We start from the raw sequence: 26,202 nt of genomic DNA, 5'->3' as shown, positions 1-26,202 counted from the left end.
GGAAGGATCGGGAGATGACTTCGCCGCGTGGCGGGTCGCGTGTGGGGACCCGATTTGGACCGTATGAACTGCGATCCTTGCTGGGTACCGGCGGTATGGGCGAGGTGTACCAGGCCTTCGACACGGTTCGGGGCCGGCTGGTGGCGCTGAAGCTGTTGCGCCCCGATCTGGCCGCCGACCCGCAGTATCAGCAGCGGTTCCGGCGGGAGTCGCAGATCGCGGCGCGGTTGCAGGAACCGCACGTCATTCCCGTGCATGATTTCGGGGCGATCGGGGGAGTGCTTTTCATCGACATGCGACTGGTCGACGGCGGCAGCCTTCGGGATGTGCTGCAGTCCCGGGGTCCTCTGTCCCCTGCGGATGCGGTGGCTGTGGTGGCCCAGGTGGCGTCGGCGCTGGATGCCGCCCATGCCGACGGTCTGGTGCACCGCGACGTCAAGCCGGAGAACGTGCTGATCAACGCCGAAGGTTTCGCCTACCTGGTGGACTTCGGCATCGCCCGCGGTGAAGGGGATCCCAGTTTGACGGGTGCGGGGTTGCCGATTGGGTCGTATCTGTACATGGCGCCGGAGCGGTTCAACGGTGAGCAGGTGGGGCCGGCCACGGATGTTTATTCGTTGGCCGGCCTCTTGTACGAAAGCCTCACCGGCCGGCCGCCTTTCGACTTCCCCGAACCCGCTGCGGTGATGAGCGCACACCTGTTCTCCGCCCCGCCGCGGCCGAGCATCATGCGCCGCGGGATTTCTCGGTCCTTCGATGGGGTGATCGCCAAGGGGATGGCCAAACAGCCTGCGGCGCGGTTCGTTTCGGCGGGGGACCTGGCCCGGTCTGCCGCGGCGGTGCTGAGCCCGCCTTCGGGCACCCGGCCGTTTGTCACCGATTACCCCAACCCCGAGGACACCGGCTTCAGTCCGTATCCTGCGCCGGCTCCGGCACCGGTGGCTGTGCGTCGCCGTAGTCGCCTGCCATTGGTGCTGGGTGGGTCAGCGGCGCTGATGCTGGTGATCGCCGCCGTGCTGGCGGCGATTCTGATATTCGGCAACCGGTCGAGTCCGTCGACGTCGGCGCTGCCTGGGACGACGTCTTCTGCCCCGACGTTGTCCGGTTCGGTCGACGGCGCGGACGGGTTGGGCTTTGTCGGGCATACGGCGCGCTGCGACCCGGGCAGCCCGCCCGCGGCCGTATTGCGGACCGCGAAGTCTCTGGTGGTGGTGTGCCAATCTGGGCCGGAGAGTTTCTACTATCGTGGCGAGCGGATCAGCGACGGCGCCCACATCGAATTAGCCGGTGCGGTAAGGGCTTCCGGCGGCTTCGACGTGGTGAACCCGGCGAACGGTGTGCGCTACCAGATTCGTCCGGAGATGCTTACCATTCTGAGTGGTAGCCATGTTGATTCGGCGGAACCGGCGCTGCAGTATGCCGGTGCGGGTTGAGGGTGGCGGTGACTCTCACTCGGCGGCGAATCAACGTGCAGAGGAAGGGTCGAGTCATGATCAAGCACATTGTCGGTGTTTGCGCCGTGTCTCTTGCTTTCGTTGCGGCGATCACTGCCGCCCCGGCGGCGAAGGCGGATACCTACTGCGGCAAGTCCAGTCGCGGGGCGTCGGTCTACGCCGGCAACTCGGACACCTCGTGCGAATTCGCGTTGAAGACCGCCGAGACTTACCACGCGGTTGGTAATGGCTCGGCGCCGTTCGACGTCTACAGCCCGGTGACCGGCCGGACTTACTCGATGACGTGTACGGCCGCCGGATCCGTATGCCAGGGCGGCAATAACGCGTTGGTGTACTTGCGCTAGGTCTCGTTGATCTCTTGTGCGAGGTGCGCTTGAGGGCCATCTCGTCGCAGGATTCGCTTGGGCCACGCGAGTCCCTGGCGGAGTCGACTAGTCGTTTGCCCGCCTTTGCGCGACAACACTATTGGGTGCGAGAGGCGCGCCTTGCCCCAGCGCCCGCCGTACTGGTCAACGATGCGGGCCCACCCTACTGGGGCAGTGGGATTGTGTCGCTATGAGGCGGGCACACAGGGCCCCGTCCCCGCCAGGGACGCATGTGACACGTGTGACCGCTGACATCCGCCCTTGGCGCGCCCTTAACCCTTACTCCCCGAACACCACCCCGGGATTGAGGATGCCCGCCGGGTCGAAGCTCTCTTTGATCCGGCGCATCAGCGCCACCTTGGCGGGGTCTTCGAGCTTCAGGTAATACGGCGTCTTGGCGCGTCCCAGCCCGTGCTCGCCGGAGATCGCCCCGCCCAATTCCATTGCCAGCGCGAAGATATCGGTCATCAGCTGCTTGCGGGCCACCTCATCCTTCAGCAGGATCGCCAAGTGCACGTTGCCGTCGCCGGCATGCCCGCAACCCGCCACACCACCACCGGCCGAAGTAGCCAAACCGCGCACCGTAGAAAGGAATTTGGGCATCGCCGAGCGCGGCACCACGGTGTCGATGATGTCGTCGGCGCCGATCGCCTTGGCCGTCCAGAACGCCTTCTCGCGCGCCTCGATCAACCGCCGCGCCGAGCCGCCTTCCAAGACGTACGCGTCCACCGCGCCCAGCTCGGCCAACAACTCACCGGTGCGCTCGACGTCCTCGTCCAGCCGGTCTGACGTCCGATTCTCAAGTCCCACAACGAGATATGCCGCGCAGCTGTCCCGGACCCGGTCCGGAATGCCCAGCTCCAGATTTTGGGTGTGGATGATCGCGGCCATCGTCAGGTTGTCGATGTACTCGAGGATGTAGGGCGCCAGACCGGCGGCCAGCACGGCCGGTACCGCCGTCATCACCTGGTCGAAGTCGGCGAACGGCGCCACCACCGTGGCGCTGTGGTCCAAACGCGGGTACAGCTTGACGGTCACTTCGGTAGCCAGCGCCAGGGTGCCTTCGGAACCGACGATCAGCTGCGTCAGGTCATAGCCCGTCGACACTTTGGCGATCTTGCCGCCGGTGCGGATGATCTCACCCGTCGGCAACACCGCCTGCAACCCGAGCACGTTGTGGCGGGACACCCCGTACTTGACCGCGCGCATCCCGCCGGCGTTGGTGCCAACGTTGCCGCCGACGCTGGCCGACAGTTCGCCCGGATAGACCATGTAGCGCAGGCCGTACTCGTCGGTGGCGGCGTCGAGTTCGGTCAGCGTGATCCCCGGCTGCACCACGGCAACCTGGTTGGTGGTGTCGACCTCGAGGACCTTGTTCATCCGCTCGAACGAGATCAACAGGCCACCCGCCATGGGACGCGCGGCGCCCGACAGGCCGGACCCGGAGCCGCGGGCCGTCACCGGCACCCCGCCCTCGGACGCCGCCTTGAGCAGTTGCGCGACCTCGTCGGCGGTCGCCGGCTTGGCGACGTAGGCCGGTTGCACCGGCGACTGCGTCAACTCCTCGTCGTGGGAGTAGTCCTCGGGGACCGCGTCGCCGGCCAGGAGGTGTTCCGCGCCGACGATCTCGGCGAACCGCGCTGTCATGTCGCTCATCGGCATCAATCTATCCTTCGTTCGGCCCTGGAAGGTGAGGACTTCTGACTCTCACCAGCGCACCCGTTTGGGGCGGATAGTAGCGGCCATGGAGCACCTGACTGCCCTCGACGCCGCATTTCTTGAAGTCGAAGACTCCGATCCCCACGTGAGCCTGGCGATCGGTGGTGTCTCGATCATCGAAGGGCCTCCGCCGACCCACGAGGAGTTCGTCGAAGCCTTCGCCGAACGCGTGCAATCCATTCCGCGCTGCACGCAGGTGCTCAAAACCCACCCGCTCGACATCGGCCCGCCGGAGTGGGTGGACGATCCGCACTTCGACATCTCGCGGCACCTGCACCGGATCGCGGTGCCGCACCCGGGCGGCGACGACGAACTGTTCGACATCGTGGCCGACGTGATGGAACGCCGCCTGGATCGCGAGCGCCCACTGTGGGACTGCTACATCATCGAAGGTCTGAGCGACGACCGGTGGGCGGTGCTCACCAAACTGCACCATTGCATCGCCGACGGCATCGCGACCACCCAGCTGATGGCGAAATTCAGCGACGAGCGCGGCGGCGAGTCGTTCGCCACGGAGATCCACGCCGCCCAGGAGCCGGAGCGGCGGTGGTGGGACGCGAAGGTGAGCCTGAATCCGGTGAGCTGGGCGAGGGCTGCCGCACGCACGGCCCTCGGCGCGGCATCCGCCGTCGAGCACGCCGCGTTGGGCGCGGCCGAGCTGACAGCCAGCATGCTCACCTCGGCGCCGGACACGTCGCTGAGTGGCTCTGTTACCACGAGGCGCCGCTATCGCGCGGCACGGGTCCGGTTGGCCGACCTGCACGAGGTCGGCGACGCGTTCGACGTGACGATCAACGACGTGGCGCTGGCGGCAATCACCGCCAGCTACCGGCAGCTGCTGCTGGGCCGCGGCGAGAAGCCCGGACGCAACTCGCTGCGCACGCTGGTCCCGGTGTCGGTGCGCGGGACGAACCACTTCAACATGACCGACAACGAGGTGTCGGCGATGCTGCCGCTGCTGCCCGTCGACGAGGCGGACCCGGTGACGCAGCTCGAGCTGGTACACAAGCGGCTGTTGCATGCCAAGGGCAGCGGGCAGAGCGAAGGCGGCAGCGCGATGCTCTCGGTGGTCGGCAATGTGCCATTCATGTTCTCGGCGTGGGCGGTTCGGTTGCTCAGTCATCTGCCGCAGAAGGCCGTGGTGGCGTTGGCGACCAACGTCCCGGGTCCGCGCGCCGAACAACGGCTGCTGGGTCGTCGGGTGGTAGAGATCCTGCCGGTGCCGCCGATTGCGCTGCAGTTACGCACCGGCATCGCGATGGTCAGCTACGCCGACCATTTCGTTTTCGGCATCACGGGTGACTACGACGCCGCCCCCGACCTCGAGGCGCTCGCTTCGGGCGTTGAGGACGGGGTGGCGCGGCTGCTCGAGATCAGCAGGGCGCTGCGGGTCAAACGCCGGAAGGCACGTAAGGCGTTGGCCTAAGCCACCTTCGGGGCGAAGGTGATCGGCAGCTTGCCGAGGCCGGTCATGGCGGGGTTGCCGAGGTAGACGGCGACGCCGTCCTCCTCGACCGCATAGTCGGGAATGCGGTCGAGGACGGCCTTGACCATCACCTCGGCCATGGTTCGGGCAAGGTGTGATCCGATGCAGCGGTGGGGTCCGAGGCCGAAGGCCAAGTGGCGGTTCGGGTTACGGTCCAACACGATTTCGCCGGGCCGATCGAACTCGGTTTCGTCGTGGTTGGCGGCCAGCCAGCTGATGATGAGTTTGTCGTTGGCTTTCAGGTGCTGGCCATTGAGCGTGACGTCTTTGGTGACGGTGCGGCTGAGTTGCTGGTTGACGGAGAAGTAGCGCAGGAATTCGTCGGTGGCGGTGCGGTAGAGCTCGGGGTGGTCGATGAGTTGCTGTCGGATTTCCGGGTGGGTGCCGAGGTGCAGCAGGGTCAGTGCGGTTTGTGAGGTGGTGGTGTCGACCCCGCCGCCGATGAGGTTCCAGATGATGTTGAGCAGGTGCTCGTCGGTGAGTCTTTGATTCTCGAACTCGAACTGGAGGAGGAAGCTGGTCAGGTCTTCCTTCGGGTCGCCGCGGCGCAGGGCCGCGTATTCGAGGACGCCTTGCATCATCTCCGGGACGGCGGCGATGGCGGTGGCGTATTCGGGGCTGTCCTGGGGGACGGCCATGACGGCGTGGAAGAGGTTGGCGTAGAGGTGCCAGTTGTCGTAGGGCAGGCCCATCAATTTCATGGTGAGGATGGCCGGCACAGGGCTGGCGAAGTCGAGCACCAGGTCCATGTGTCCTTCGGTGATGTGCTGGTTGAGGAACTCGTGGGCCTTCTCCTCCATGAATGGCCGTAGTTTGTCGACCGCGCCTGGTGAGAAGAACGGGGCCAGGGCGTGTCGTAGCGCCTGGTGGTAGGGGCCGTCGATTTCGCCGATGCCCAATGCAGGCTGCCCGTCGGGGCGCGGGACGCCCATCTCGCCCTGGTAGTCGATGCCGTCTTCGGCGTTCGGCTCGTACTTGTGCGCGAAAGTGTCGCCGTCTCTGGCGGATTCGCGCACCGCGTCGTAGCTGGTGAGAAACCAGAAGCCGCCGTAGTTCTCGTTCCAGGCGACCGGGCATTTTCGTCTGAGCTCGGCGTTGAGGGCGAGTTCGTTGAGATTGAACTCGTCGGAGTGGTGGTCGAAGTCGACGATGATCTCCGGTGGTATGTCGGGCCGGGCTGTCACTGGTCGGTGCCTCTCGGAGTGCGCGTCGGACTGCGCGGCGGAGCGCGGCGCTTTTTACGCTATCTTTGCATTATTACGCGTTAGAGAGGTGTGGGGCCATCGAGGACTGGGCTGCTGGGGCGACGATCGGCGGGCAGGTGATCCCGGCGTTGCCTGATCTGGCTCGGATGCGCCGGGAGCGTTTCGCTCGGTTGCAGGTCGGTTTGGCTTCTGCCAGCTTGGACGGGTTGGTACTGCTCGGGTCCAGCGCGGTGTCGTATGCAACGGGTGCGTTGACGCCGTCGATGGACGTTGACACGGCGGCGTTGTTCCGGGCGGTGGCGGTGTTGGTCGCGGGGGAGTCGGCGCCGCACCTGTTCACGATGTTCGCCGACGGGGCTCCGGACGATGTGGTGATGCATGGGCCGTTGTTTCCGGATCTGGACGGTGGGGCGTTCGGTTCGGAGCTGGCTTCGTTGTTTGGCGCCGGCGCGAGGCTGGGCATTGACCACTTGTCGCACGCCATGTTTCGCGGGCTGACGGGGTATGAGTGGGTGGACGCGTCGGGGGTTTTGGGTTCTGCGCGGTTGCTGAAGACGGTCGACGAGGTGGCGTGTATTCGGCACGCGCAGTTGCTGAATGAGTTGGCCATGGAGGATGCGCTGGCTTTGCTTCGGCCGGGCGTGCGGCAGGTTGACCTGAGTGCGGCGTTTCTGCGGCGGGTGTTCGAGCTGGGGGCGTCGGCGGGCGGGATCGATCCGATCTGGCAGGTGATGGCTCCTTCTCGTTCGTTGGGTCCATGGACGGTGCATGGTGATCTGGCGTACCCGACGGTGACATCGGATCGGTTTTTGCGGTACGGCGACGTGATCTGGGTGGACGCCGGGATCATGTATGAGGGGTATGCGTCGGATTACGGCCGGACATGGGTGGTCGGGTCTGCTTTGAATACTATGCAGCATAGGCAGTTTCGGCGGTGGCGCGGAGTGGTCGATGCGTGCCTGGAGGTGTTGCGGCCGGGAGTTTCTGGTCTGGAGCTGTGCAAGGTCGCGGTGGCGGCCAATGACGGGGTGCGGCCGTGGATTGAGCATTTCTATCTGGCGCACGGGGTGGGGACCGACAGCGCGGAGATGCCGCTTATCGGGACGGACCTCGGCGAGGATTTCGACTCTCGGCTAGTGGTGGAGCCTGGGATGGTGATGGTGTTCGAGCCGGTGATCTGGGACGAGGGATCGGCGGGATATCGGGCGGAAGACATTGTGGCCGTGACGGATAACGGGTGGGTGAAGTTGAGCGGGGATTCGTACTCGCCGTACGGGGCTTCGGTATGAGTCCGGTAGCGCGGGATTCCGGTGTGCGCGTTGGGGTGATGTCGCTGGAGGACTCAAGCCGGGTTGACTTCGCCGCGTTGCGGGCGGAGCGTCGTGCAAAGGTGTTCTCGGGCATGGATTCTGCCGGTATTGACGCGCTGATTCTCGGTGGTGCCGGCAATGTGCACTACGTGTGTGGCGCGCGGTTGTTGGGCCGCGCGGGGGTGTTGCCCTTTGCGCCGGTGTGTGTGGTGGTGCGGTCGACCGGGCGGGTGCATCTGTTGTCGACGTGGGACGAGGGGGTGCCGCCGGAGATCGAGCGCGAGGATTTGTATCCGCTGAGCTGGAACCCGGCGAATTTGATGGCGTCGGTGTCGGCGATTCCGGGGTTGCGGAAGTCGCGGCGGATCGGGACTGATGGCTTGACTGCTTCAACTAAGGCAATGATCGCGTCGTTGGCCTCAGGTGCGGAGGTTGTCGACGGGGGAGCCGTAGTTGAGGCTTGCCGGCGAGTAAAGACGGACGCCGAGATCACGTGTCTTGAAGTGGCGGCGGCGATTTCAGAGTCGGCGCTGAGTGCGATGTCCGCGGCGCTGGGACCGGGGGTTTCGGAGCGGGAGCTGCTGGGGGTGTACTCCGAGCATGTGGCGCGGCTGGGGGCGCCGGTGCCGCCATCGGAGAGTGTGTGTTTTGTTGCCTCGGGGACGGTTGGGCTTCGGTATGTGGCTGCGGACCGGGTTGTGGGGGACGGGGAGTTGGTGGTGTTGGCGCCGGGGGCGCTGTATGCGGGGTATGAGGCTGGGTTGGCGCGGACGCTTGTGGCTGGCTCTAGCGGGGCTGATTCGGCTTTGGATGAGCGTTGCACTGCTGGCCTGGACGCATTGGTGGGTGCTTGTCGTGCCGGGGGTGTCGGGGCTGATCTGTATCGAGCGTGGGAGCGGGCTGGTGTGGGCGCGGCCTCGGTGGTGCTTGCTCACGGGGTGGGGTTGGGCGCTGAGCCGCCGGTGATCGGGTTGGGCCTTGGGCGCGATGCGGTGTTGGAGGAGGGGATGGTGTTGAGCGTGCAGTCGTGGGTTGCTGAGGAAGGCGTCGGCGGGTGCCTTCAGCGTGACACGGTGGTGATTGGCGCTAGCGGCCCTGTGGTTCTGACGCGGTACGGGAGGCCGTAATGGGCTCGCAGCCGGTCGTTTTCAACCATGTCGGGTTGTGTGTGCGGGATCGCGCGGCGTCGCGGCGGTTTTACGAAGGGCTGCTGGGGTTTGAATTCTGGTGGGAGTTGGATGCGCCGGAAGAGGGGACTGCGGCGTTGCTGCAGCTTGAGCGGCCGGTGGGGTTGCACGCGACTTATCTGGTGCGGGATGGGTTGGTGATTGAGCTGCTGGACTATTCAGGTCGTGATGTTTCGGCCGGCGGCGATCGGGTGATGGATCAGGTTGGGCTGACGCATATTTCGTTTTCGGTATCGGATCTTCGTTCAGTGTTGGGGCGGGTGGGGGAGTTTGGGGGGTCTGTGGTGGAAGGGACGGTGTCGGAGGGGGCGGCTATGGTGCGGGATCCGGATGGACAGTTGTTGGAGTTGCTGGGGGATGGGTGGTTGGGAGGGTTGCCGCGGCGGAAGTAGCTGTGTTGTCCGCGCAACGCGGCCCTGCTATGGGGGCTATCGGGCGAAAGGGACTGCCCCGAGTTCAGTTGACTCGCGGGGTGCGAATTTCAGGCCGCGGTTGCGACTGGTGTGTGGAGCAGTTCAAACTCTATCGGGGTGAGCTTGCCGAGTGCGCGCTGTCGGCGGCGTCGGTGGTAGGTCCGCTCGATCCAAGTCACGATTGCCAGGCGCAGTTCGGCTCGGGTAGACCAGCGTCGCCGGTCGAGCACGTTGCGTTGCAGAAGGGCAAAGAACGATTCCATCGCCGCGTTGTCCCCGCACGCTCCCACGCGGCCCATCGAGCCATGTAACCCGGTGTGCGACAGTGCGTGGACGAACTTTCGAGACCGAAATTGGCTGCCCCTGTCGGAGTGAACGATCGTCGCAACGGGTGAGCGCAATGCCACGGCGTGATCCAGGGCAGCCACCGCGAGTGAGGCCTTCATCCGCGAGTCGATCGAGTAGCCCACAATCCGGTTGGAGTACACGTCTTTGATGGCGCACAGGTAGAGCTTGCCCTCCTCAGTGCGGTGCTCGGTGATGTCGGCCAACCACACCTGGTTGGCGGCCGCGGCGCTGAACTGACGCTCCACGAGGTCGTCATGGACCGGTGGGCCGGATCGACGGTTCAGTCCTCGCTTTTTGGCGAAGATTGACCAGATGCGCTCCTGGGAGCACAACCGTGCGACACGGTTTTCGCCGGCGGTGATCCCGTGCCGGGGCAACTCGTCGGCGATGAACCGGTAGCCGAAGGCGGGGTCATCGGCGTGGATGTCGCGGGCGACGTTGATCAGGTGCGCATCGTCCCAATCGCGCTGTGAGAGCGGCGCTTTGCGCCATTTATAGAACGCCTGGGTGGAGAACCCCAGGACCCGGCAGGTCACCGTGACGGGTACGCCGTCATCGGCAAGGTCGAGGACCAGCGGGTACATCATTTTGGGTTGGCGTCCCGGGACAGGTAGCCGACCGCGCGGCGCATCACCTCGGCCTCCTGCTCGAGGAGCTTGATGCGCTTGTGTGCTTCGCGTAGCTGCGCGGTCACGTCTTCAGCAGCGGCCGGCGACCCGGGCCGGTCGACACCGTCATCGCGATCAGCGATCTTGAGCCAGCGATGCAGGCAAGCCTCCGAGATCCCGAAATCCTTCGCGATCTGACGCAACGGCGCCTCGCCCTTGCGTGCCACCGCAATGACGTCAGCACGGAACTCGGCAGGAAACGGTTTGGGCACGAGATTGATCCTTCCAGTGAAGACGAATCCTCACAGGTCAGGAGTCAACCGAACCGGGGGCAGTCCCTGGTGTCCATCCCTTGCTACGTCCTGTTGACGCTCATCAGCGAGAACCTCCTGGTCGCGCTGATCGGATCGGTGGGGTTGATGATCGCGTTCTACTACGGGCTCAACGGGTTTGCGTGTGCGTGGTACTACCGCAAGACCCTCACCAGGTCGGTGCGGGACTTCGTGATACGCGGCGTCGTCCCGTCGCTTGGCGGTGTGGCCCTATTGATCGTTTTCAGTTGCGGGCTCATCCAGTACGCCAAGCCGGGCTGGCTGACCGACGGTGACGGCAACAACATCACGATCCTCGGAGTCGGCGCCGTCGCTGCGGTCGGTATCGGGGCGATGGTGCTCGGCGTGATCCTGATGGCGCTCTGGTGGGCGATGGCCCCCGGCTTCTTCCGCGGCCGCACCCTACCGCGCGCCGGCAGCTGACGGACCGTTCAGCGACGCCCGACACCGCGGACCAGCTGGCCGCCAATCAGCACGACCGCGAACGCACCGCCGGCGATCCCCGAAACCAACAGTGGCAGTTGGCCATTTGAGCCCCACAAGAATCCCGCCCACAAACCCGCCATCAGCACGCCCAGGCCGGTGCCGCCCTGAAACACGCCCTGCGCGCTGGCCTGATACTCCTGGCCGACGAGCCCGGATATCCAGGCCTTCCCGACGCCGTCGGTACATCCGGTGAACAGTCCGTAGGCGCCGATCAGCAGCCATGCCGTCACCATGTCGGTGGTCAGTCCCAGCCCGACATAGCCGATTGCAAAGAACGTCAAACCGAGGCCGAATAGAGCCGGCCTGCCGACGCGATCGGCAAGCGCTCCGGCCGGGTAGCTGGCTAGGGCATAGACCGCGTTGTAACCGACGTAGGCCAGAATCACCTCCACCACCGAGAAGCCGATCTCGTTGAGCCGCAACAACAGCAGCGCGTCGGGAAAATTCACCACGCTGAAGCCGATGAGCAGTGCGGTCACCCGCCAGTACGGCCGCGGCAACGTGCGCACACCAATCCACATGGATTGCCGCTCTGCTCGTGGCACGGGACGGCTGCGCTCGCGCACCAGGAACATGAGCGCCACGCTCAGGACTGCCGGCACGATCGCGACATACAGCAGCGGTTTGATCTTGTGGTCGAGCAGCTCGTAGCACGCCAGACCCAGCAGCGGACCGATGACGGCGCCCAAGGTGTCCATCGTGCGGTGAAAGCCAAACACCCGGCCGCGCAACGCCTCGTCCACCTGGTCGACCAGCAGCGCGTCCCGCGGTGCGCCGCGGATACCCTTGCCGAGCCGATCGACAACGCGACCCGCGAGCACACCCGGCCAGGCCCCGGCCACCGCGATGATCACCTTGCCGAGCGCCGCCATCCCGTACCCGGTGGTGATCAGTGGGCGCCGCGCAAACCTGTCGCCCAGCGGGCCCGCCGCAAGTTTTGTCAGTGAGGCCGCCCCCTCGGCCACGCCCTCGACGGCTCCCACCACGGACGGCGGAGCACCCAGCACGGCCGTGAGGTAGATCGGCAGCAGCGGATAGAGCAGCTCACTGGCGCTGTCCTGCAGGAACGACACCGCCGAGAGCACCCGCACGTTGGGAGTGAGCCAGCTGGGCCCCGAGCGTGTCGGTCGCATCACTTCGTCCCGGTTCACGGTGGTCAGCGTAGGCAACGACGCCGTCGTGACCGCCGTGGGACCGGTGCCGCTGCTTGCGCGCGGTGGGCCCACCCGTGGCCAGTTGTCAAAGCCCTACGACCAGAACCCATTCAACGGCGTCGCATACATATCATTCATCGTTAACGGGTTCAACGTATTTGGCGAACTGAGCGCCTGTTCGATCGTCGCCATCAAGCTGTACTGGTCGTAGTACTCATGGGTGACGAACTGCCCGGACAGCATCCCACCGTTTGTCACGGCGTACTGGTTGGGAATGACGATCATCGGGACGTGGTTGCCCTGGTTTCCGATGCCCAGTCCGAGGTTGTTGAAGTCCTCGTCCCAGGTGATGATGATCGCGTCGCTCTGGTTCGCGTTCCATGCGGGCGAGCTCTGAATGAGCGACACCTGCTGTTGGAGGAACTGATCGCCCGCGGCCACGTTGTACTGGTGGTTCGTGAGCTGACTGCCCACGAAGTTGAGGATGCCCGGAAGCGAATCAACCGGCCCTTCCATGTCATTGGCGTTATTGGCGACGATCCAGCTGAACCGCGGTGTGGTGGCAGTGTTTTGGAGATCGGTGGTCAACTGCGTCAGCGGCAGCAGATGCTGTTGTTGGTAGGCCACGGTGTTGTTGAAGACATAGCTGTACTGGGCCGCCGGTATTTGGAACGTGCTGTAGTCGCCCGAGGAGACCAGGGCGCCGGGGTAAGGCATGCTCTGCGCGTAGTTGGCCCACGTAACGCCAGCGCCGTCCATCTCTTGCATCAGGCTGGGTGCGTTGATGGAGGGCGGGTTGGGGTTGTAGGTCAGGCCGAAGTCCGAGCCGCCAAGGACGCGGAAATAGTTCGGGGCACTCGGGTGGCTGTTGGCGTAGAAGTTGTCGGCCGAGCCGTACGTGCCCAGCAGGCTGTTGATGTAAGGGGCGTTCACGCTGCCGACGATGTCAGTGAAGCCGTGGTTCTCCATGTAGATCAGGAATACGTGATCGAGATGGCCGACGTTGGAATTCGGCACGGTGAGCGCGGCCGGGGTCAGCCCCGGAGCACCCACAGTGAACGACAGATTATCGGCGTAGGCGTTGTTGTAGTGGTTGGTGATGGGGTTGGCATCGTTGAAGGTGGCGGTGACCACCGCGGAGGTGGTGCCGACCGGGATCGTTCCGGAGACCGAACGCGGTTGCAGCCCAGTCAATCCCAGACGATCGATGGCACTGACCGTGGTGGTCGAACCGGTGCCGAGCACGACGCCGTTCGAGTTCAGGAAGCTGACCTGCAGCGCGGTCGACGACGGGTCGATCATATATCCGCCGAGCAGTCCGCTCAGGGTGTAGGGCGTTGTGCCCGTGTTGATCTTGGCCGATGCGGCGCTGAGATCGACCGTTTGGTGGATGCTGGAGGTGGCCACGGGCCCGCCGCCCGCGAAATTGGCGCCGGCCCCCGAGGGAGCCGTTTGGGGGAAGCCCAGGAAACTCGGCAGATCCGGGAACGGGAACGCGACTCCCAAGACGTAGCTGACCTTCTGGGTGCCGTACGTGATGATGGTCGGGATGCCGCTTACCGACCAGCCCGGGTAGGTCACCGAGCTGGTGCCCGACGGTGACGGGGTGGCGATCTCGAAGTTCCCGTTGACCAAGAGGTTCGGGCTCATGGGCAACCCAGGAATCCCGTTGATGCCCAACAGAAGACCGCCGCTGCCCACGGTACCGGGGCCGCCCAGTAACGCCAGCGTCGTCGCATTGCCGGCATTGCCGCCGTTGCCGCCGTCACCGACCAGCAGGGCACTGCCGCCGATACCGCCGTTGCCGCTGTTGAAGCCGGGGGCGCCTTCAGCCCCCGTGCCACCGGGACCGCCATTGCCCAGCAGCGCTCCGCCGACTCCGCCATGGCCGCCCGTCCCACCGGTGCCGGTGGCGGCGAATCCGCCGATTCCGCCGGCCCCACCGACGCCGACCAAACCGGCGTTCCCGCCGAAGCCGCCCGGACCGCCGGGCGACTGCCCGACGATGACCACGCCCGCCGTGCCGCCCGCACCGCCGGCGCCTCCGGAGCCCAGCCAGCCCGCGGTGCCTCCGCCTCCGCCGATACCGCCGCCGCCACTACCGAGCACGGGGAGCAGCACCGATCCGCCGGCTCCACCGGAGCCGCCGGCGCCGGCGAATTGTCCACCCGCGCCGCCACTTCCGCCCGGCCCACCGGTGCCGTTCAGGCTGCCGCCGCCGTCGCCGCCTACCCCTCCGGCACCGACCACGGAACCGCCGATGGTGCCGGCTCCGCCGCCGAATATCGAACCGGCGATGCCTGCGGCCCCACCGGTTCCGCCTGCACCTCCGACGTCGCCGGCCCCGCCGACCCCGCCGTTACCGCCGCCGGCGCCGACCAGCCCGCTCAGGGCGCCACCGGCTCCGCCGGACCCACCGGCTCCGCCCAGGACACCGGGGATCGCCAGGTTGGCCATCGCGCCGGTCCCGCCGACCCCGCCTGAGCCGAAGATGCCGCCGGTCCCGCCGGCTCCACCGCCGCCGCCGTTGCCGTCGGACCCGACCGCGCCGGCGCCGCCGGCCCCGGCGTTGCCGAAGAACAAGCCGCCGTTGCCGCCCTGGCCGCCGGACCGGCCGACACTCGTCGCGCCGAACCCGCCGGCCCCACCGGTGCCGCCGCCGCCCAACAATCCCGCGGCCCCACCGGGTCCGCCGGGTATGCCGTTGGCGCCCGACCCGCCGGCCCCGCCGTCACCCAGCAGCCAGCCGCCCGGACCGCCGGCGGCCCCACTGCCGGCCGCGCCCGGGGCGCCGTTGCCGATCAGCGGGCGCCCGGTCAGCAACACGCTGGGGGCGTTTATCACGTTGAGCGCCACCGCCGGGAGCAACAGACCGTTGTCGCCGGTTACTCCGGTGGCGCCCGCCGGGGCGCCGAGTCCGCCAACCCCACCCGTCCCGCCGAGCCCGAACAGCGTGGCCTTTCCGCCGGCACCTCCGGCCCCGCCGGCGAACGTCGGCGCGCCCTGGGCGCCCGCCCCGCCGGACCCGCCGCTGCCGAACACCAGGGCGCCCGCGCCGCCGTTGCCGCCGGACCCGCCGATGCCGCCGGACGCGAATCCGCCGACCCCGCCAGCGCCGCCGAACCCGAACAGGCCCGCATCCCCGCCGGCCCCGCCGTGGCCGCCGGTGCCCGCGCCGAAGTTGTCGCCGCCGGCACCACCCGCGCCGCCCGAGCCCAACAACCAGCCGGCGTGCCCGCCGTTGCCGCCGGGCCCGCCGTTACCGCCGAAGCTGCTGCCGCCGGTTCCGCCGACGCCACCATTGCCGAACAGGGGACCGGCCGCACCGCCGGCACCTCCGGTACCGCCACCGCCGCTGCCGCCCAATCCGCCGGTGCCGCCCCCACCGCCGGCGCCGAACAACAGTCCACCGGCCCCGCCAGCTCCACCCGTGCCTCCGGTGTCCCCGACGCCGCCGACGCCACCGACCCCGCCGCCGGCGCCGACCAGGCCACTGAGCAGCCCTCCGGCCCCGCCGGTCCCGCCGACTCCGCCGGCCCCGATCGTCGCGAACCCGCCGGGCCCGCCTGCGCCGCCGCCACCGAACAATCCGCCGGCCCCGCCGGTCCCGCCGGCCCCGGCGGTCCCGACCGCCGAGAAACCACCTGCGCCACCGGTTCCGCCGGTGCCCAACAGCCATCCACCTCGCCCGCCCGGGCCGCCCGCCCCGCCGGTGCCGCCGGCTCCACCGGCGCCGCCGGTTCCGATCAGCCCCGCATCCCCGCCGGCACCGCCGCCGTAACCGAACGGAGGTCCGGACGCGCCGGATCCGCCAGCCCCGCCGTCACCGATCAACCAGCCGCCGGGCGCGCCGTTGGCACCGGTGCCGGGGGTCCCGTTGGCGCCATTGCCGATCAGCGGACGCCCGGTCAACGCCAACACGGGCACATTCACCGCGTCCACCGCCTCGAGCAGGACCTGGCCCACGGTCTGCTCTAAGGCTTGCAGCGACAGCTGGTTGGCGGCCTCGGCGACCCCGTACGCGCCCGCGCCCGTCAGCAGCGCCTGCTGAAATTGCGCCTGGTACAACGCAATCTGAGCGCCCACGGATTGATAGGACTGGGCGTATCCGCCGAACATCTGGGCGATCGCCGCGGACACCTCGTCGGCGGCCGCCGCCGCGATCCCCGTGGTCGACGGCGCCGCCGACGCCGTAGCTCGTTTGATCGCTTCCGCGATCCCGTTCAAATCCGCTGACGCCGCGGTCAGAGCCTCAGGTGCTGCGATTACGAAGGTCGACATCTGCGGCTCCCATCGATCACGGGGCGAGTGATCGGCTAACTCTATTCACATCAACTTCAGATGTGAACAGACACGACGTGTTCGTTGAAATGTTTGTGCCGCGGCACCAAAAGCCTGCCGCGCCAAGGCCGGTGGAGCGTCCGCTCTCTTTTGAGGCCGCATGAATTCAAAGTGGTTGCCAGCCAATATTTTTATTGAAGGACCCTAGGACCAGAAGTCGTTCATCGGAGTGGCGTACAGGTCGTTGTTGGTGAGCGTGATGAGAGGCGTTCCCGCCGTCGGGCTCAACGCATACTCGATCGTCGACATCAGGCTGTAGTGGTTGTAGTAGCTGTCCGTCACGAAGTGTCCGGACAGCATCCCCCCAGAGGTCACGGCGCCCTGATTCGGGATGACGACCATCGGAATGTGGTTGCCCTGGTTGCCGTTTCCGGTCGACAGGTTGTTGTAGTCCTCGTCGAACGTGATGATGATGACGTCCTTGGAGCCGCTGTTCCACGTCGGCGAGTTCATGATGGTGGACACGTTCTGTTGCAGGTACTGGTCGCCGGCCGCGATGTTGTACTGGTGATTGGTGAGCTGGCTGCCGAGCCAGGTGGCGATGTCGGTGGGTGAACTCACCGGGCCTTCCATATTGGTTTCCTCAGAGCCGCAGATCCAGGCGAATCTGGGAGCGGTGAGCGGGTTCTGCAGATCGGCGCCCAATTGCGTCAACGGCAGGAGGTGCTGCGCCAGGTAACTCGGGGAGTTGTTGTAGACGTAAGTCAAACGGGGGAAAGGCAATTGGTCGACGCTGTAGTCACCGGATGACACGATGGCGCCCGGGTAAGGCATGTTGGGCGTGTAGCCCGCCCACGATATTCCGGTGGTGTCCAGCTTTTCCACGAGGTTGGGCGCGGTGACGGTGTTCGCCGTCGGGTTGTAGTCGATCCCCAAGTCGGTGCCGAGCAGGATCCGCAGATAGTTGGGTTCGCTGGGGTGGCCCAGTGCGTAGTAGTTGTCGGCGTAGCCGTAGGTGTTGATCAGGCTGTTGAGGTAGGGGGCGTTGACGCTGCCGAGGATGTCGCCGGCGCCCTTGTTCTCCATGTAGAACAGGAACACGTGGTCGAGTTGGCCGACATTCGAGGTCGGGACGGCGAGCGTCGGCGCGGTGAGGGTGGGGTCGCCGACCGTGAACGACAGGTTGTCGACGTAGGCGTTGTTGTAGTTGCTCAGGATCGGGTTGCGGTCGGCGAGGGTCGCCGTCACCACCGCGGAGGTGGTGCCGACCGGGATGGTCCCGGATACGTCGCGGGCCTGGAAACCGGTGCCGCCCAACCGATCCAGCAATCCGACCTCGCCGGTCGTGCCGGTGCCCAGAACCACTCCGTTGGCGTTGAGGAAGGTGACTTTCAGCGACGCCGCGGAGGGGTCCAGCAGGTAACCGCCGAGCAGTCCGCTCAGCGTGTACGGGGTGGTGCCGGTGTTGATCTTGGCGGCTGCCGCGGTCAAGTCGACGGTTTGGCTGAGGGAACCTGAGCTCACCGGTCCACCACCGGCGAAGTTGCTGCCTGCACCCGGGGGAGGGGTGCCCGGGAAGCCCAGGAAGCCCGGCAGATCGGGCAAGGGGAAAGAGAACGGCGAGGGGTAAGCGCGCCCTGTGCCGTAGCTGATGATGGTCGGGGTGCCGCTGACCGACCACCCCGGGATCGTCACCGAGCTGAAGCCGGACTGCGACGGGGTGGCGATTTCGAAGCTGGGGTTGACCAGCAGGTTGGGGCTCATGGGCAGGCCGGGAATTCCGTTGTGGCCCAATAGCCAGCCGGCGGTGCCGATGGTGCCGGGACCACCCAGCAGCGTGGGCGTTGTTGAGTAGCCGCCGTTGCCGCCGTTGCCACCGTTACCGATCAGCACCGCACTGCCGCCGGCGCCGCCCGTGCCGCCACCGACAGTGGGAGCGGCCTCTGCGCCGGCCCCGCCCGCACCACCGTTGCCCAATAGCGCACCGCCCAAGCCGCCGTGCCCGCCGGCCCCGCCGATGCTCCCGGCACTCAGTCCACCGGTCCCACCGACTCCGCCGGTACCGAGGAGGGTGGCGTTGCCGCCTAGTCCACCCCGACCGCCGGGCATCGGCCCGAAGCCTCCGACGGTGCCGCCCGGGCCACCAGCACCGCCGGAGCCCACCGCGCCGGCGGCACCCCCGGTGCCGCCCGGACCGCCGCCGGTGCCGGGCGCGGCCTGCAGAACCGCGCCACCGGCTCCACCGGACCCGCCGTCGCCGGCGAGCTGGCCACCGGCCCCACCGGGCCCGCCGGCTCCACCTGGGCCGACGAGGCTGGCGCCACCGTCGCCACCGGCACCGCCGGCACCGAACAGCGAGCCGCCGATGGTGCCCGCTCCGCCGCCAAACAGCGAACCGCTGATCCCGGCCGGGCCGCCGGCCCCTCCGGCCCCGCCGCCGGACTGGTAGGACGCGCCGCCGACCCCACCGGTGCCGCCACCGGCCCCGACCAGGCCACTGAGCGCCCCGCCGGCGCCGCCCGCCCCGCCGGCGCCGGGTATCCCGGCAATCAACTGGCCGGTCATGCCACCCTGGCCGCCGACGCCGCCGGATCCGAAGAGGCCGCCGGTCCCGCCGCCTCCGCCGCCTCCGCCGTTCGCGCTGGTTCCGCCGTTGAAGCCGACGCCGCCGGCCCCACCGGGCCCGCCGTTGCCGAACAGCAAACCGCCGTTGCCGCCCATACCGCCGGCCCTGCCGGGGCCGGTCGCCCCGAACCCGCCGGCTCCGCCCGCACCGCCGCTACCCAATAGCCCGGCGGCTCCGCCGGGCCCGCCGGGGATGCCGTTGGAGCCGGACCCGCCGGGCCCGCCGTCGCCGAGTAACCATCCGCCGGGTCCGCCGGCGGACCCGCTACCAGCCGCCCCCGGGGCGCCGTTTCCGATCAGCGGCCGGCCGGTTAGGGCGATCACGGGCGCATTGATCGCGTTGAGCGCCGCCGCCGGCAGCAACGCCCCGTTGGCGCCGTTGGCGCCCGGCGTCGCGCTGAGGGCCCCACCGATCCCGCCGGTTCCCCCAAGGCCGAACAGCACGCCCCGCCCGCCGGCGCCGCCGTCTCCGCTGGCAAAGAGTGGGGCGCCCTGCGCGCCGTTCCCGCCTGCGCCGCCGTTGCCGAACACCATGCCGCCCGCGCCGCCGTTGCCGCCGGCTCCGGCTTGTCCGGCCGTGGCGAATCCGCCGGCTCCGCCCGCCCCACCGAAGCCGAACAGACCAGCGTCGCCGCCTGCTCCGCCATGCCCGCCGGTGCCGCCGAGCAGGCTGTTACCGCCGGCCCCGCCTGATCCGCCCGAACCCGACAACCAGCCGGCGTGCCCCCCGACCCCGCCGCTCCCGGCGTTGCCGCCAAAGCTGTTGCCGCCGGTTCCACCGGGGCCGCCGTTGCCGTACAGCGGACCGCCGGCCCCGCCTGCTCCGCCGGTCCCGCCGCCCCCGGTGGTGCCCGGCCCTCCCGTACCGCCGACGCCACCGGCGCCGGCCAGCGGGCCGCCGATACCGCCGGCCCCGCCCGCGCCTCCGGTGGTACCAACTCCGCCGGCCCCGCCGTTGCCTCCGCCGGCGCCGACCAGCGCACCGAGCAGTCCGCCGGCCCCGCCGGCACCGCCGCTCCCGCCGGTCCCGGAGTTGGCGAACCCGCCGGGTCCGCCGGCTCCGCCCGCGCCGAACAACCCGCCGGTTCCGCCGACCCCGCCGACGCCGCCGACCCCGTTGGCGATGAACCCGCCGGTGCCGCCGGCCCCGCCGGTGCCCAGCAGCCAACCGCCTGCACCGCCCGCACCGCCCTTGCCACCGCCGGCCCCGCCGGCCCCGCCCGTCCCGCCGCTGCCGATCAGACCCGCGGCGCCGCCGGCCCCGCCTGTCGCGCCCGCCCCTCCCGAGCCGCCGGCGCCGCCGTTGCCGAGCAACCAACCGCCGGCTCCACCGTTGGCGCCGGTCCCCGGAGCGCCATTGGCGCCGTTGCCGATCAGCGGGCGCCCGGTCAGGGCCAGCACCGGCCCGTTGATCGGCGCCAGTAGGGCCTCCAGGTTCACGGTCTGCAGCAGCGACAGATTTACCGCCTCGGCGCTCGCATACGCATTCGCGCCGGTGCCCAGCGCCTGCGACAGCTGCTGCTCGAAGGCCGCCGCCTGCGCGTCCAGCGCCACAAAGACCTGTGCGTAGTTGCCGAACAGTCCCGCGATCGCCGCCGACACCTCGTCAGCGGCCGCGGCCGGCACCGTCGTGGTGGCCGGCGCCCACGACGCCGTCGCCCTCCTGATCGCTTCTCCGATTCCGCTCACCTCGGCGGACGCGGCCGTTAAGGAGTCTGGTACTGCGAACAGGAACGTCGACATCAGCGCCTCCCGACGGGCGAATCGAACGGCTTAATGTATTTCAGAAAGGGTGGGAATGTGAACCACCATTCGGGTGGAATTTTGCGCCCGACTCGGTCGGCCGCAGTCGGTCCGACGGGGTTCGCCGCGCGGCCGCGCGCGCCTAACCGAAAAGTCTCAACTACAGGTTTACCCTTCAGTCCGTGATGGTCGGGGAGTGCGCACTACTGCCGGAGTTCGATGTCCTGTCGGCGCTGGATTTCGAAACCGAGATCCCATGCATCTGCCGGAAGTTCTGCGACGAGGCGGATCATGCGGCGGACTGGTGGATCACCTTGTCGTGCGGCTGCCGATACCCGTTCTGCAGCAAGGCATTACGGATGTCCAAGCTGCGTTTGAGGATCCGGCCGCTGACGTGCCGGCTGTGCTCGTCGCATGACATTGTGATCAGTAAGGTGAAGCGGACGTAGCCCTTAGCGGGGACTCGTCAGTTGTACGCGGTGCTCCCCGGCACCCCATGCGTCGTGCTCACGATCTTCGCGATGCAGTGATCCCGGTCGAATCCCTTGCTGCTGCACCACATCAGCGCGCCCCTGGAATCGTCGAAGGTGATCCCCGCGATCGTCACCCAGAAGTTCGGCTCGGAGAATGTCGACCAGTCACCCGACCACAGCAGCTTGGCGTTGTAGAGCTTGCGGAATTGCAAGTGCTCCTGCAACGCCATCGCGTTGTCCCACACCACCCCGTTGTCACGGATACCGGGTCGCTTGGAGCTGAGCTGCGGAACCCACTTGTCGGCGGCCTCCGTCGCGACCACGGAGCGGTCGAGGTTCACGTACTGCCGCAACTGCTGCTCGGCGTCCGGGACCGCGGATGCTGTCGTCGTCGGCTGCGCGACCGAGCGCGTGGTCGGGGGCGTCGTCGTCTGATACGTCGGCGCCGCGCCCGTCTCGTAGGACGGCTGGTACGTCGGTTGTCCCGACGGGGGATAGGCGACCCTCGAAGTGTCCGAACCGGACTTCTGGTTCCCGACGACAACCACCACCAGTACCACCGCTACGACGACCAGAGCGGCCGCCACCGCCACCAGCGTCGGCACCAGAAATCGCCGGGAGTCATCCCGCGGTGGATATGCGGGAACCGTTGGGGGAGAGGGGAAATACTGCGGTGGTGGGTACTGCGGCGGCTGATACTGCGGGCCGTAAACCGTATCCGCGGCAGTCGGCCCCGGAGCCGGCTCAGGAGCCGACTGCGGAGCCGACAAAGCCCGCTTGGCCGCCCGCGCCAGCGCTCCGGCACTGCCATACCGGTCATCCGGGTGCTTGGCCATTCCCCGGCTGATGACGTCGTCGAGCGCGGCCGGGACGCCCGAGCGAGCGACACTGGGCCGCGGCGGCAGCGCCGTCAGGTGACCGGCGATGATCTGCTGGGTGTCGCCGACGAACGGCCGGCGACCCGTCAGCGCCTCGTACAACACACACGCCAGCGCATACACATCGACGGCGGACGTCGCCGGTTCGTCGCTGTTGAGCCGCTCGGGTGCCATGTAGGCGAAGCTGCCCACCTGATAGCCGCTCATCGTCAGATGCGACTCACCCCGGGCTTCGGCGATGCCGAAGTCGACGAGATAGGCGAAGTCGTCTGGGGTGATGATGATGTTCTGCGGCTTGACGTCGCGATGGATCAGCCCGTTGGCATGCGCCGCGTCCAGCGCCGCGGCGACCTGGCCGATGATCTCGACGGCCCGCTCCGGCGTCAAGGCACGCCTGGCCAGGATGTCGTGCAATGTCTCGCCCCGCACCAGTCGCATATCGATGTACAGCGTGTGGTCGATCTCGCCCCAGTCGTGGATCGGAATCACATGCGGCTCTTGCAGAATCGCCGCCGCATGTGACTCGCGCAGGAAGCGCTCCCGGAAGGTCTGGTCGTCGGCGTACTCGTCGGGCAGCACCTTCAGCGCGACGGCGCGGCGCTTGTCGGTGTCGAATGCCTCGTACACCTCACCCATGCCGCCCTTGCCGAGCAGCCGACTGACTTCGTATTTGCCAAAGGTTTCACCGACGAGTGACTTCATGGCAACAACCCTGCCTTTCCTCCCTGTCGTCAGTATGCGACGGACGTCTGACAGGCCGCAGGCGTTTGCCGAGGACGCGGGGCGGGCTTAGCGCTCCACGACGGGCAACCGCAACGCCGCCGGAGCATCCCCCGGAACCACCGGCCGTTGCGGCGCCACCGGCACCAGCCGCTGATATCCGGTGCCAAGATCAGGCCGGGTATCTTCCTCATTCACGTTGGGCCAGAATGACATTGCCCGCTCGGCCTGCGCCGTGATGGTCAGCGACGGGTTCACCCCGATGTTGGCGGAGATGGCCGACCCGTCCATCACATGCAGCCCGGGATGCCCGAACATCCGGTGATACGGATCGATGACGCCGGTCTCCGGTGAATCCCCGATCGTGCATCCGCCGAGGAAGTGGGCCGTCATCGGGATGTCGAAGATTTCGCCGACGCTGCTGTAGGGCATCCCGCCGATGTCCTCGGCGAGCTGACGCACCGCCTCGTTGGCCTTCGGGATCCAGGTGGGGTTGGGCACCCCGTGGCCCTGCCGGGACGACAGCTTGACTCCGCCCAACCGCCGCCGCTTGGGGAACAGCGTCAGCGAGTTGTCCTCGGTCTGCATGACCAGCGCGATGACGGTGCGCTGCGACCAGGTCCGCAGACCGGCATACACCGACGCCGCCTGACCCGGGTGGCGCAGCACCTGTCCCAGCCACCGGGCCCACCGCGGCGCGCGCCCTCCGCCGTCGGTCATCACCGTGGTCAGCATCCCCATCGACTGCGGGCCCTTGCCGTAGCGGACCGGTTCGATGTGCGTCTTATCGTCCGGGTGGATCGACGATGTGATCGCGACTCCCTGATGGAACCCGGCGTCGCTGCCCTGCCGCATCCGCACGCTGGCACCACAAAGCGCTTCCGAATTCGTTCGGGTCAGCACTCCGAGGCGGTCCGAAATCCCGCTCAGCGTGCCGTCGGCTTTCATCCGGTGCAACAACTGCTGGGTGCCCCAGGTCCCCGCCGCGAAGATCACCTGCTGGGCGGTGATGGTGCCGGCGGTGCGCCTCGCCCGCCAACTGCCGCTGCGGACGGTGTCGACGGCATAACCGCCCTCGGCACGAGGACGCACCTTGACGACGGTGGTCAGGTCGTGCACCTTCGCGCCGGCCCGCTCGGCCAGATACAGGTAGTTCTTCATCAGCGTGTTCTTAGCGTTGTGCCGGCAACCGGTCATGCACTCGCCGACCTCGATGCACCCACGCCGGCGCGGCCCGGCCCCGCCGAAGAACGGATCATCAACCTCCACACCGGGTTTCGGCACATTGTCGTCGCCGAAGAACACCCCGACGGGTGTCATGCCGAACGTCTCGCCGACGCCCATGTCCTCGGCCACCTTGCGCAACGCAACGTCCGACGCCGTCATCGTCGGATTCCGCACCACCCCCAGCATGCGTTTCGCTTGGTCGTAGTAGGGGGCCAACTCGTCGCGCCAATCGGTGATGTGCGCCCACTGCCGGTCCCGGTAGAAGGCATCCGACTTTGGCTCGTAGAGCGTGTTGGCGTAGTTCAGCGAGCCGCCGCCCACGCCGGCGCCGGCCAGCACGATCACGTCGGGCAGCACGTGGATGCGCTGAATTCCGGTGCAGCCGAGCTTTGGTGCCCACAGGAAGTTCCGCACGTCCATGCTGTTCTTCGGGAACTCCGAATCCTCGAAGCGCCGTCCGGCCTCCAGAACGCCGACTCGGTAACCCTTCTCGGTCAACCGCAGCGCCGAGACCGATCCGCCGAAGCCGGAGCCGATCACCACTACGTCGTAGTCCACGGCCATGCCATCCCCCTCTAGTTGACGCTTTATTTGACGCCGGGCAGTCGTTTGAGCGCGCGCAGCCCGCCAGTCATCACCCGCGCATACCGGTCGGCCCGCAACCACCGCGGCGCCCCCACGGGCAGCACGCGTTCGATCGCAATGGTCTGGGATTCGGTGTATTTGAGGATTCCGTGCTCGCCGTGGCGGCGTCCGAGGCCGGAGTCCTTCATGCCGCCCATCGGCGCATCGACCGACGCCCAGGCGGCGGCATAACCCTCGTTGACGTTAACGGTGCCGGCTTGCAATCGCGCGGCGACGCGGCGCCCGCGTTGCGGGTCGGCGGTCCAGACGCTGAAGTTCAACCCGAAGTCGCTGTCGTTGGCCTTCGCGATGGCCTCGTCTTCGCTGTCCACCGGATACAGCGACACCACCGGTCCGAAGGTCTCGTCGGCAAAGGCGGCCATGCCTTTTCGGACGCCGGTCATGATCGTCGGCTCATAGAAGTAGGGACCGATGTCGGGGCGCGGCTTGCCGCCGGTCAGCACGGTCGCGCCCTGCGCCACCGCGTCCTGGACGTGATGGATGACGGTGTTCAACTGGGTCTCGTTGATCAACGAGCCCATGTCGGCCTTGTAGTCCAGTCCCGCCGACAACACCATGCTCTCCGTCGCCTCGACAAAAGCGGGAACAAAGCTGTCCCACAACATCTTCGGCACGTAGATCCGCTCGATCGAGATGCACAACTGTCCGGCGTTGGAGAAGCACGCGCGGGTGGCTCCGACCGCCGCCTTGGCGACGTCGGCGTCGTCGAGCACCAGCAGGGCGTTCTTGCCGCCGAGTTCCATCGAGCAGTCGATCAGCTGTTCGCCGGCCTGGGCGGCGACGAGACGGCCGACGCGGGTGGAACCGGTGAACATCAGGAAGTCGGACTGCTCGATGATCGGTGTCCCGAGTTCGGAGCCGGGGCCGGTGACGACCTGCACCAGACCGGGCGGCATCCCGGCCTCTTCGAGCAACCGCACCGCCCACAGCGTCGAAAAGGGCGTGCGCTCATCGGGTTTGATCAGCACCGCGTTTCCGGCGACGATCGCCGGCAGCGCATCGCTGATACCCAGGGTCAACGGATAGTTCCACGGCGCGATCACACCGACCAGTCCCTTGGGGTGGTGGTATTCCCAGGCTTCGGTGAGGACCAGCTGAACACCCTGCCGCCGTTGGGGTTTGAGGTAGTCCCCGGTGGTGTGGGCGTAGTAGCGGGTGGTCAGCGCGACGTCGATCACCTCCTCGAAGGCATGCCCGCGCGCCTTGCCGTTCTCGGACTGGATGATGTCGAGCACCTCATCCTGGCGCTTGAGCACCAGGTCATGCATGCGCAACAGCACCGCCGCCCGCTCGGCAATCGGCCTGCCGGCCCAACTCTTCTGCACCTGCCTGGCCCGGACGGCGGCGACGGCGACATCGTCGGCGGTGCAGTGTGGCATCCGGCCCAGCGGCTTGCCCGACATCGCGTTGGTGACTTCGTGATAGCTGCCCGGGTCGGCGGCAGGTACCCGCGCCGCCAGCGCGGCGAAGACGGGGTCAGTGTCAATCACGGTGGTCATAACTGTGCTGAATGCCCGCGAATGCCGGTGCCGAACCCTGCCCG

At 67.6% G+C, this 26,202-nt stretch carries 14 protein-coding genes and 5 pseudogenes; 8 read left to right on the top strand and 11 right to left on the bottom strand.

The features are described 5' to 3' along the window. Positions 1-14: 14 nt before the first annotated feature. Positions 15-1,433, top strand: a complete 1,419-nt coding sequence (locus tag C0J29_RS18940) for a serine/threonine-protein kinase (RefSeq protein ID WP_120793206.1) — start codon at positions 15-17, stop codon at positions 1,431-1,433. Between the two features lie 56 nt (positions 1,434-1,489). After that, positions 1,490-1,798, top strand: coding sequence for a hypothetical protein (locus C0J29_RS18935; protein ID WP_120793205.1), 309 nt, complete (start codon positions 1,490-1,492; stop codon positions 1,796-1,798). A gap of 300 nt (positions 1,799-2,098) precedes the next feature. On the opposite strand, the gene C0J29_RS18930 is transcribed toward C0J29_RS18935, so the two are convergent. Beyond that, on the bottom strand, positions 2,099-3,475 hold the full coding sequence (locus tag C0J29_RS18930; protein ID WP_120793204.1) for an FAD-binding oxidoreductase: 1,377 nt from the start codon (positions 3,473-3,475) through the stop codon (positions 2,099-2,101). A gap of 88 nt (positions 3,476-3,563) precedes the next feature. Here C0J29_RS18930 and C0J29_RS18925 point away from each other — a divergent pair, with 88 nt between their 5' ends. Continuing rightward, positions 3,564-4,964, top strand: a complete 1,401-nt coding sequence (locus tag C0J29_RS18925) for a wax ester/triacylglycerol synthase family O-acyltransferase (RefSeq protein ID WP_120793203.1) — start codon at positions 3,564-3,566, stop codon at positions 4,962-4,964. Here C0J29_RS18925 and C0J29_RS18920 read toward each other — a convergent pair. Next, complete coding sequence (locus tag C0J29_RS18920; RefSeq protein ID WP_120793202.1) at positions 4,961-6,208, bottom strand: cytochrome P450; 1,248 nt, start codon at positions 6,206-6,208, stop codon at positions 4,961-4,963. The genes C0J29_RS18925 and C0J29_RS18920 overlap by 4 nt on opposite strands. A gap of 65 nt (positions 6,209-6,273) precedes the next feature. Between C0J29_RS18920 and C0J29_RS18915 the strand changes: the two genes are divergently transcribed. From C0J29_RS18915 to C0J29_RS18905, 3 genes are read left to right on the top strand one after another with little or no spacing between them, the layout of a single operon-like run. After that, the gene (locus tag C0J29_RS18915) at positions 6,274-7,518 is read left to right on the top strand and encodes a M24 family metallopeptidase (protein WP_244218044.1); all 1,245 of its coding nucleotides are present in this window, start codon (positions 6,274-6,276) and stop codon (positions 7,516-7,518) included. Further along, positions 7,515-8,666, top strand: a complete 1,152-nt coding sequence (locus C0J29_RS18910; protein WP_120793201.1) for a M24 family metallopeptidase — start codon at positions 7,515-7,517, stop codon at positions 8,664-8,666. The genes C0J29_RS18915 and C0J29_RS18910 overlap by 4 nt, the downstream gene beginning before the upstream one ends. After that, the gene (locus C0J29_RS18905; RefSeq protein WP_120793200.1) at positions 8,666-9,118 is read left to right on the top strand and encodes a VOC family protein; all 453 of its coding nucleotides are present in this window, start codon (positions 8,666-8,668) and stop codon (positions 9,116-9,118) included. The genes C0J29_RS18910 and C0J29_RS18905 overlap by 1 nt, the downstream gene beginning before the upstream one ends. An 89-nt stretch (positions 9,119-9,207) precedes the next feature. Here C0J29_RS18905 and C0J29_RS18900 read toward each other — a convergent pair. Next, a protein-coding gene (locus C0J29_RS18900) for an IS3 family transposase (RefSeq protein WP_120793199.1) occupies positions 9,208-10,367 on the bottom strand; the annotation gives its coding sequence in 2 pieces (ribosomal slippage) (positions 9,208-10,076 and positions 10,076-10,367; 1,161 coding nt in all). A 69-nt stretch (positions 10,368-10,436) separates the two neighbouring features. On the opposite strand from C0J29_RS18900, the pseudogene C0J29_RS18895 reads away from it, so the two are divergent. After that, positions 10,437-10,838: pseudogene (locus C0J29_RS18895) on the top strand (amino acid transporter); the annotation flags it as partial. A 20-nt stretch (positions 10,839-10,858) separates the two neighbouring features. Here the strand turns inward: C0J29_RS18895 and C0J29_RS18890 are convergent. The 5 genes and pseudogenes from C0J29_RS18890 to C0J29_RS34810 all read right to left on the bottom strand — a co-directional run. Continuing rightward, positions 10,859-12,046: an MFS transporter gene (locus C0J29_RS18890; RefSeq protein ID WP_120794823.1), complete on the bottom strand. Its 1,188-nt coding sequence runs from the start codon at positions 12,044-12,046 to the stop codon at positions 10,859-10,861. Between the two features lie 114 nt (positions 12,047-12,160). Next, positions 12,161-12,982 (bottom strand): annotated as a pseudogene (locus C0J29_RS34985) (alkaline phosphatase family protein); the annotation flags it as partial. A gap of 738 nt (positions 12,983-13,720) precedes the next feature. Further along, positions 13,721-16,072, bottom strand: a pseudogene (locus C0J29_RS34980) (PGRS repeat-containing protein); the annotation flags it as partial. A gap of 51 nt (positions 16,073-16,123) precedes the next feature. Further along, a pseudogene (locus C0J29_RS34975) lies at positions 16,124-16,348 on the bottom strand (PE family protein); the annotation flags it as partial. A 303-nt stretch (positions 16,349-16,651) separates the two neighbouring features. Further along, positions 16,652-20,716: pseudogene (locus tag C0J29_RS34810) on the bottom strand (PE domain-containing protein); the annotation flags it as partial. A gap of 185 nt (positions 20,717-20,901) precedes the next feature. Here C0J29_RS34810 and C0J29_RS18875 point away from each other — a divergent pair. Continuing rightward, entirely contained in the window at positions 20,902-21,165 is a 264-nt protein-coding gene (locus tag C0J29_RS18875; protein ID WP_065161851.1) for a hypothetical protein, read from the top strand. A 17-nt stretch (positions 21,166-21,182) separates the two neighbouring features. Here the strand turns inward: C0J29_RS18875 and C0J29_RS18870 are convergent, their stop codons facing one another. The 3 genes from C0J29_RS18870 to C0J29_RS18860 form a co-directional block, all read right to left on the bottom strand. Then, entirely contained in the window at positions 21,183-22,769 is a 1,587-nt protein-coding gene (locus C0J29_RS18870; RefSeq protein ID WP_120793196.1) for a serine/threonine-protein kinase, read from the bottom strand. Positions 22,770-22,856: 87 nt separating this feature from the next. After that, positions 22,857-24,578, bottom strand: coding sequence for a GMC oxidoreductase (locus C0J29_RS18865; protein WP_120793195.1), 1,722 nt, complete (start codon positions 24,576-24,578; stop codon positions 22,857-22,859). A gap of 23 nt (positions 24,579-24,601) precedes the next feature. Next, positions 24,602-26,158 carry a succinic semialdehyde dehydrogenase gene (locus C0J29_RS18860; protein ID WP_120793194.1) on the bottom strand — a complete coding sequence of 519 codons (1,557 nt, stop codon included), beginning with the start codon at positions 26,156-26,158 and terminating at the stop codon, positions 24,602-24,604. Between the last annotated feature and the right edge of the window lie 44 nt (positions 26,159-26,202).

This window comes from Mycobacterium paragordonae, assembly GCF_003614435.1.
Classification (GTDB): Bacteria; Actinomycetota; Actinomycetes; order Mycobacteriales; family Mycobacteriaceae; genus Mycobacterium; species Mycobacterium paragordonae.
This window is presented reverse-complemented; position numbering and strand designations above follow the sequence as displayed.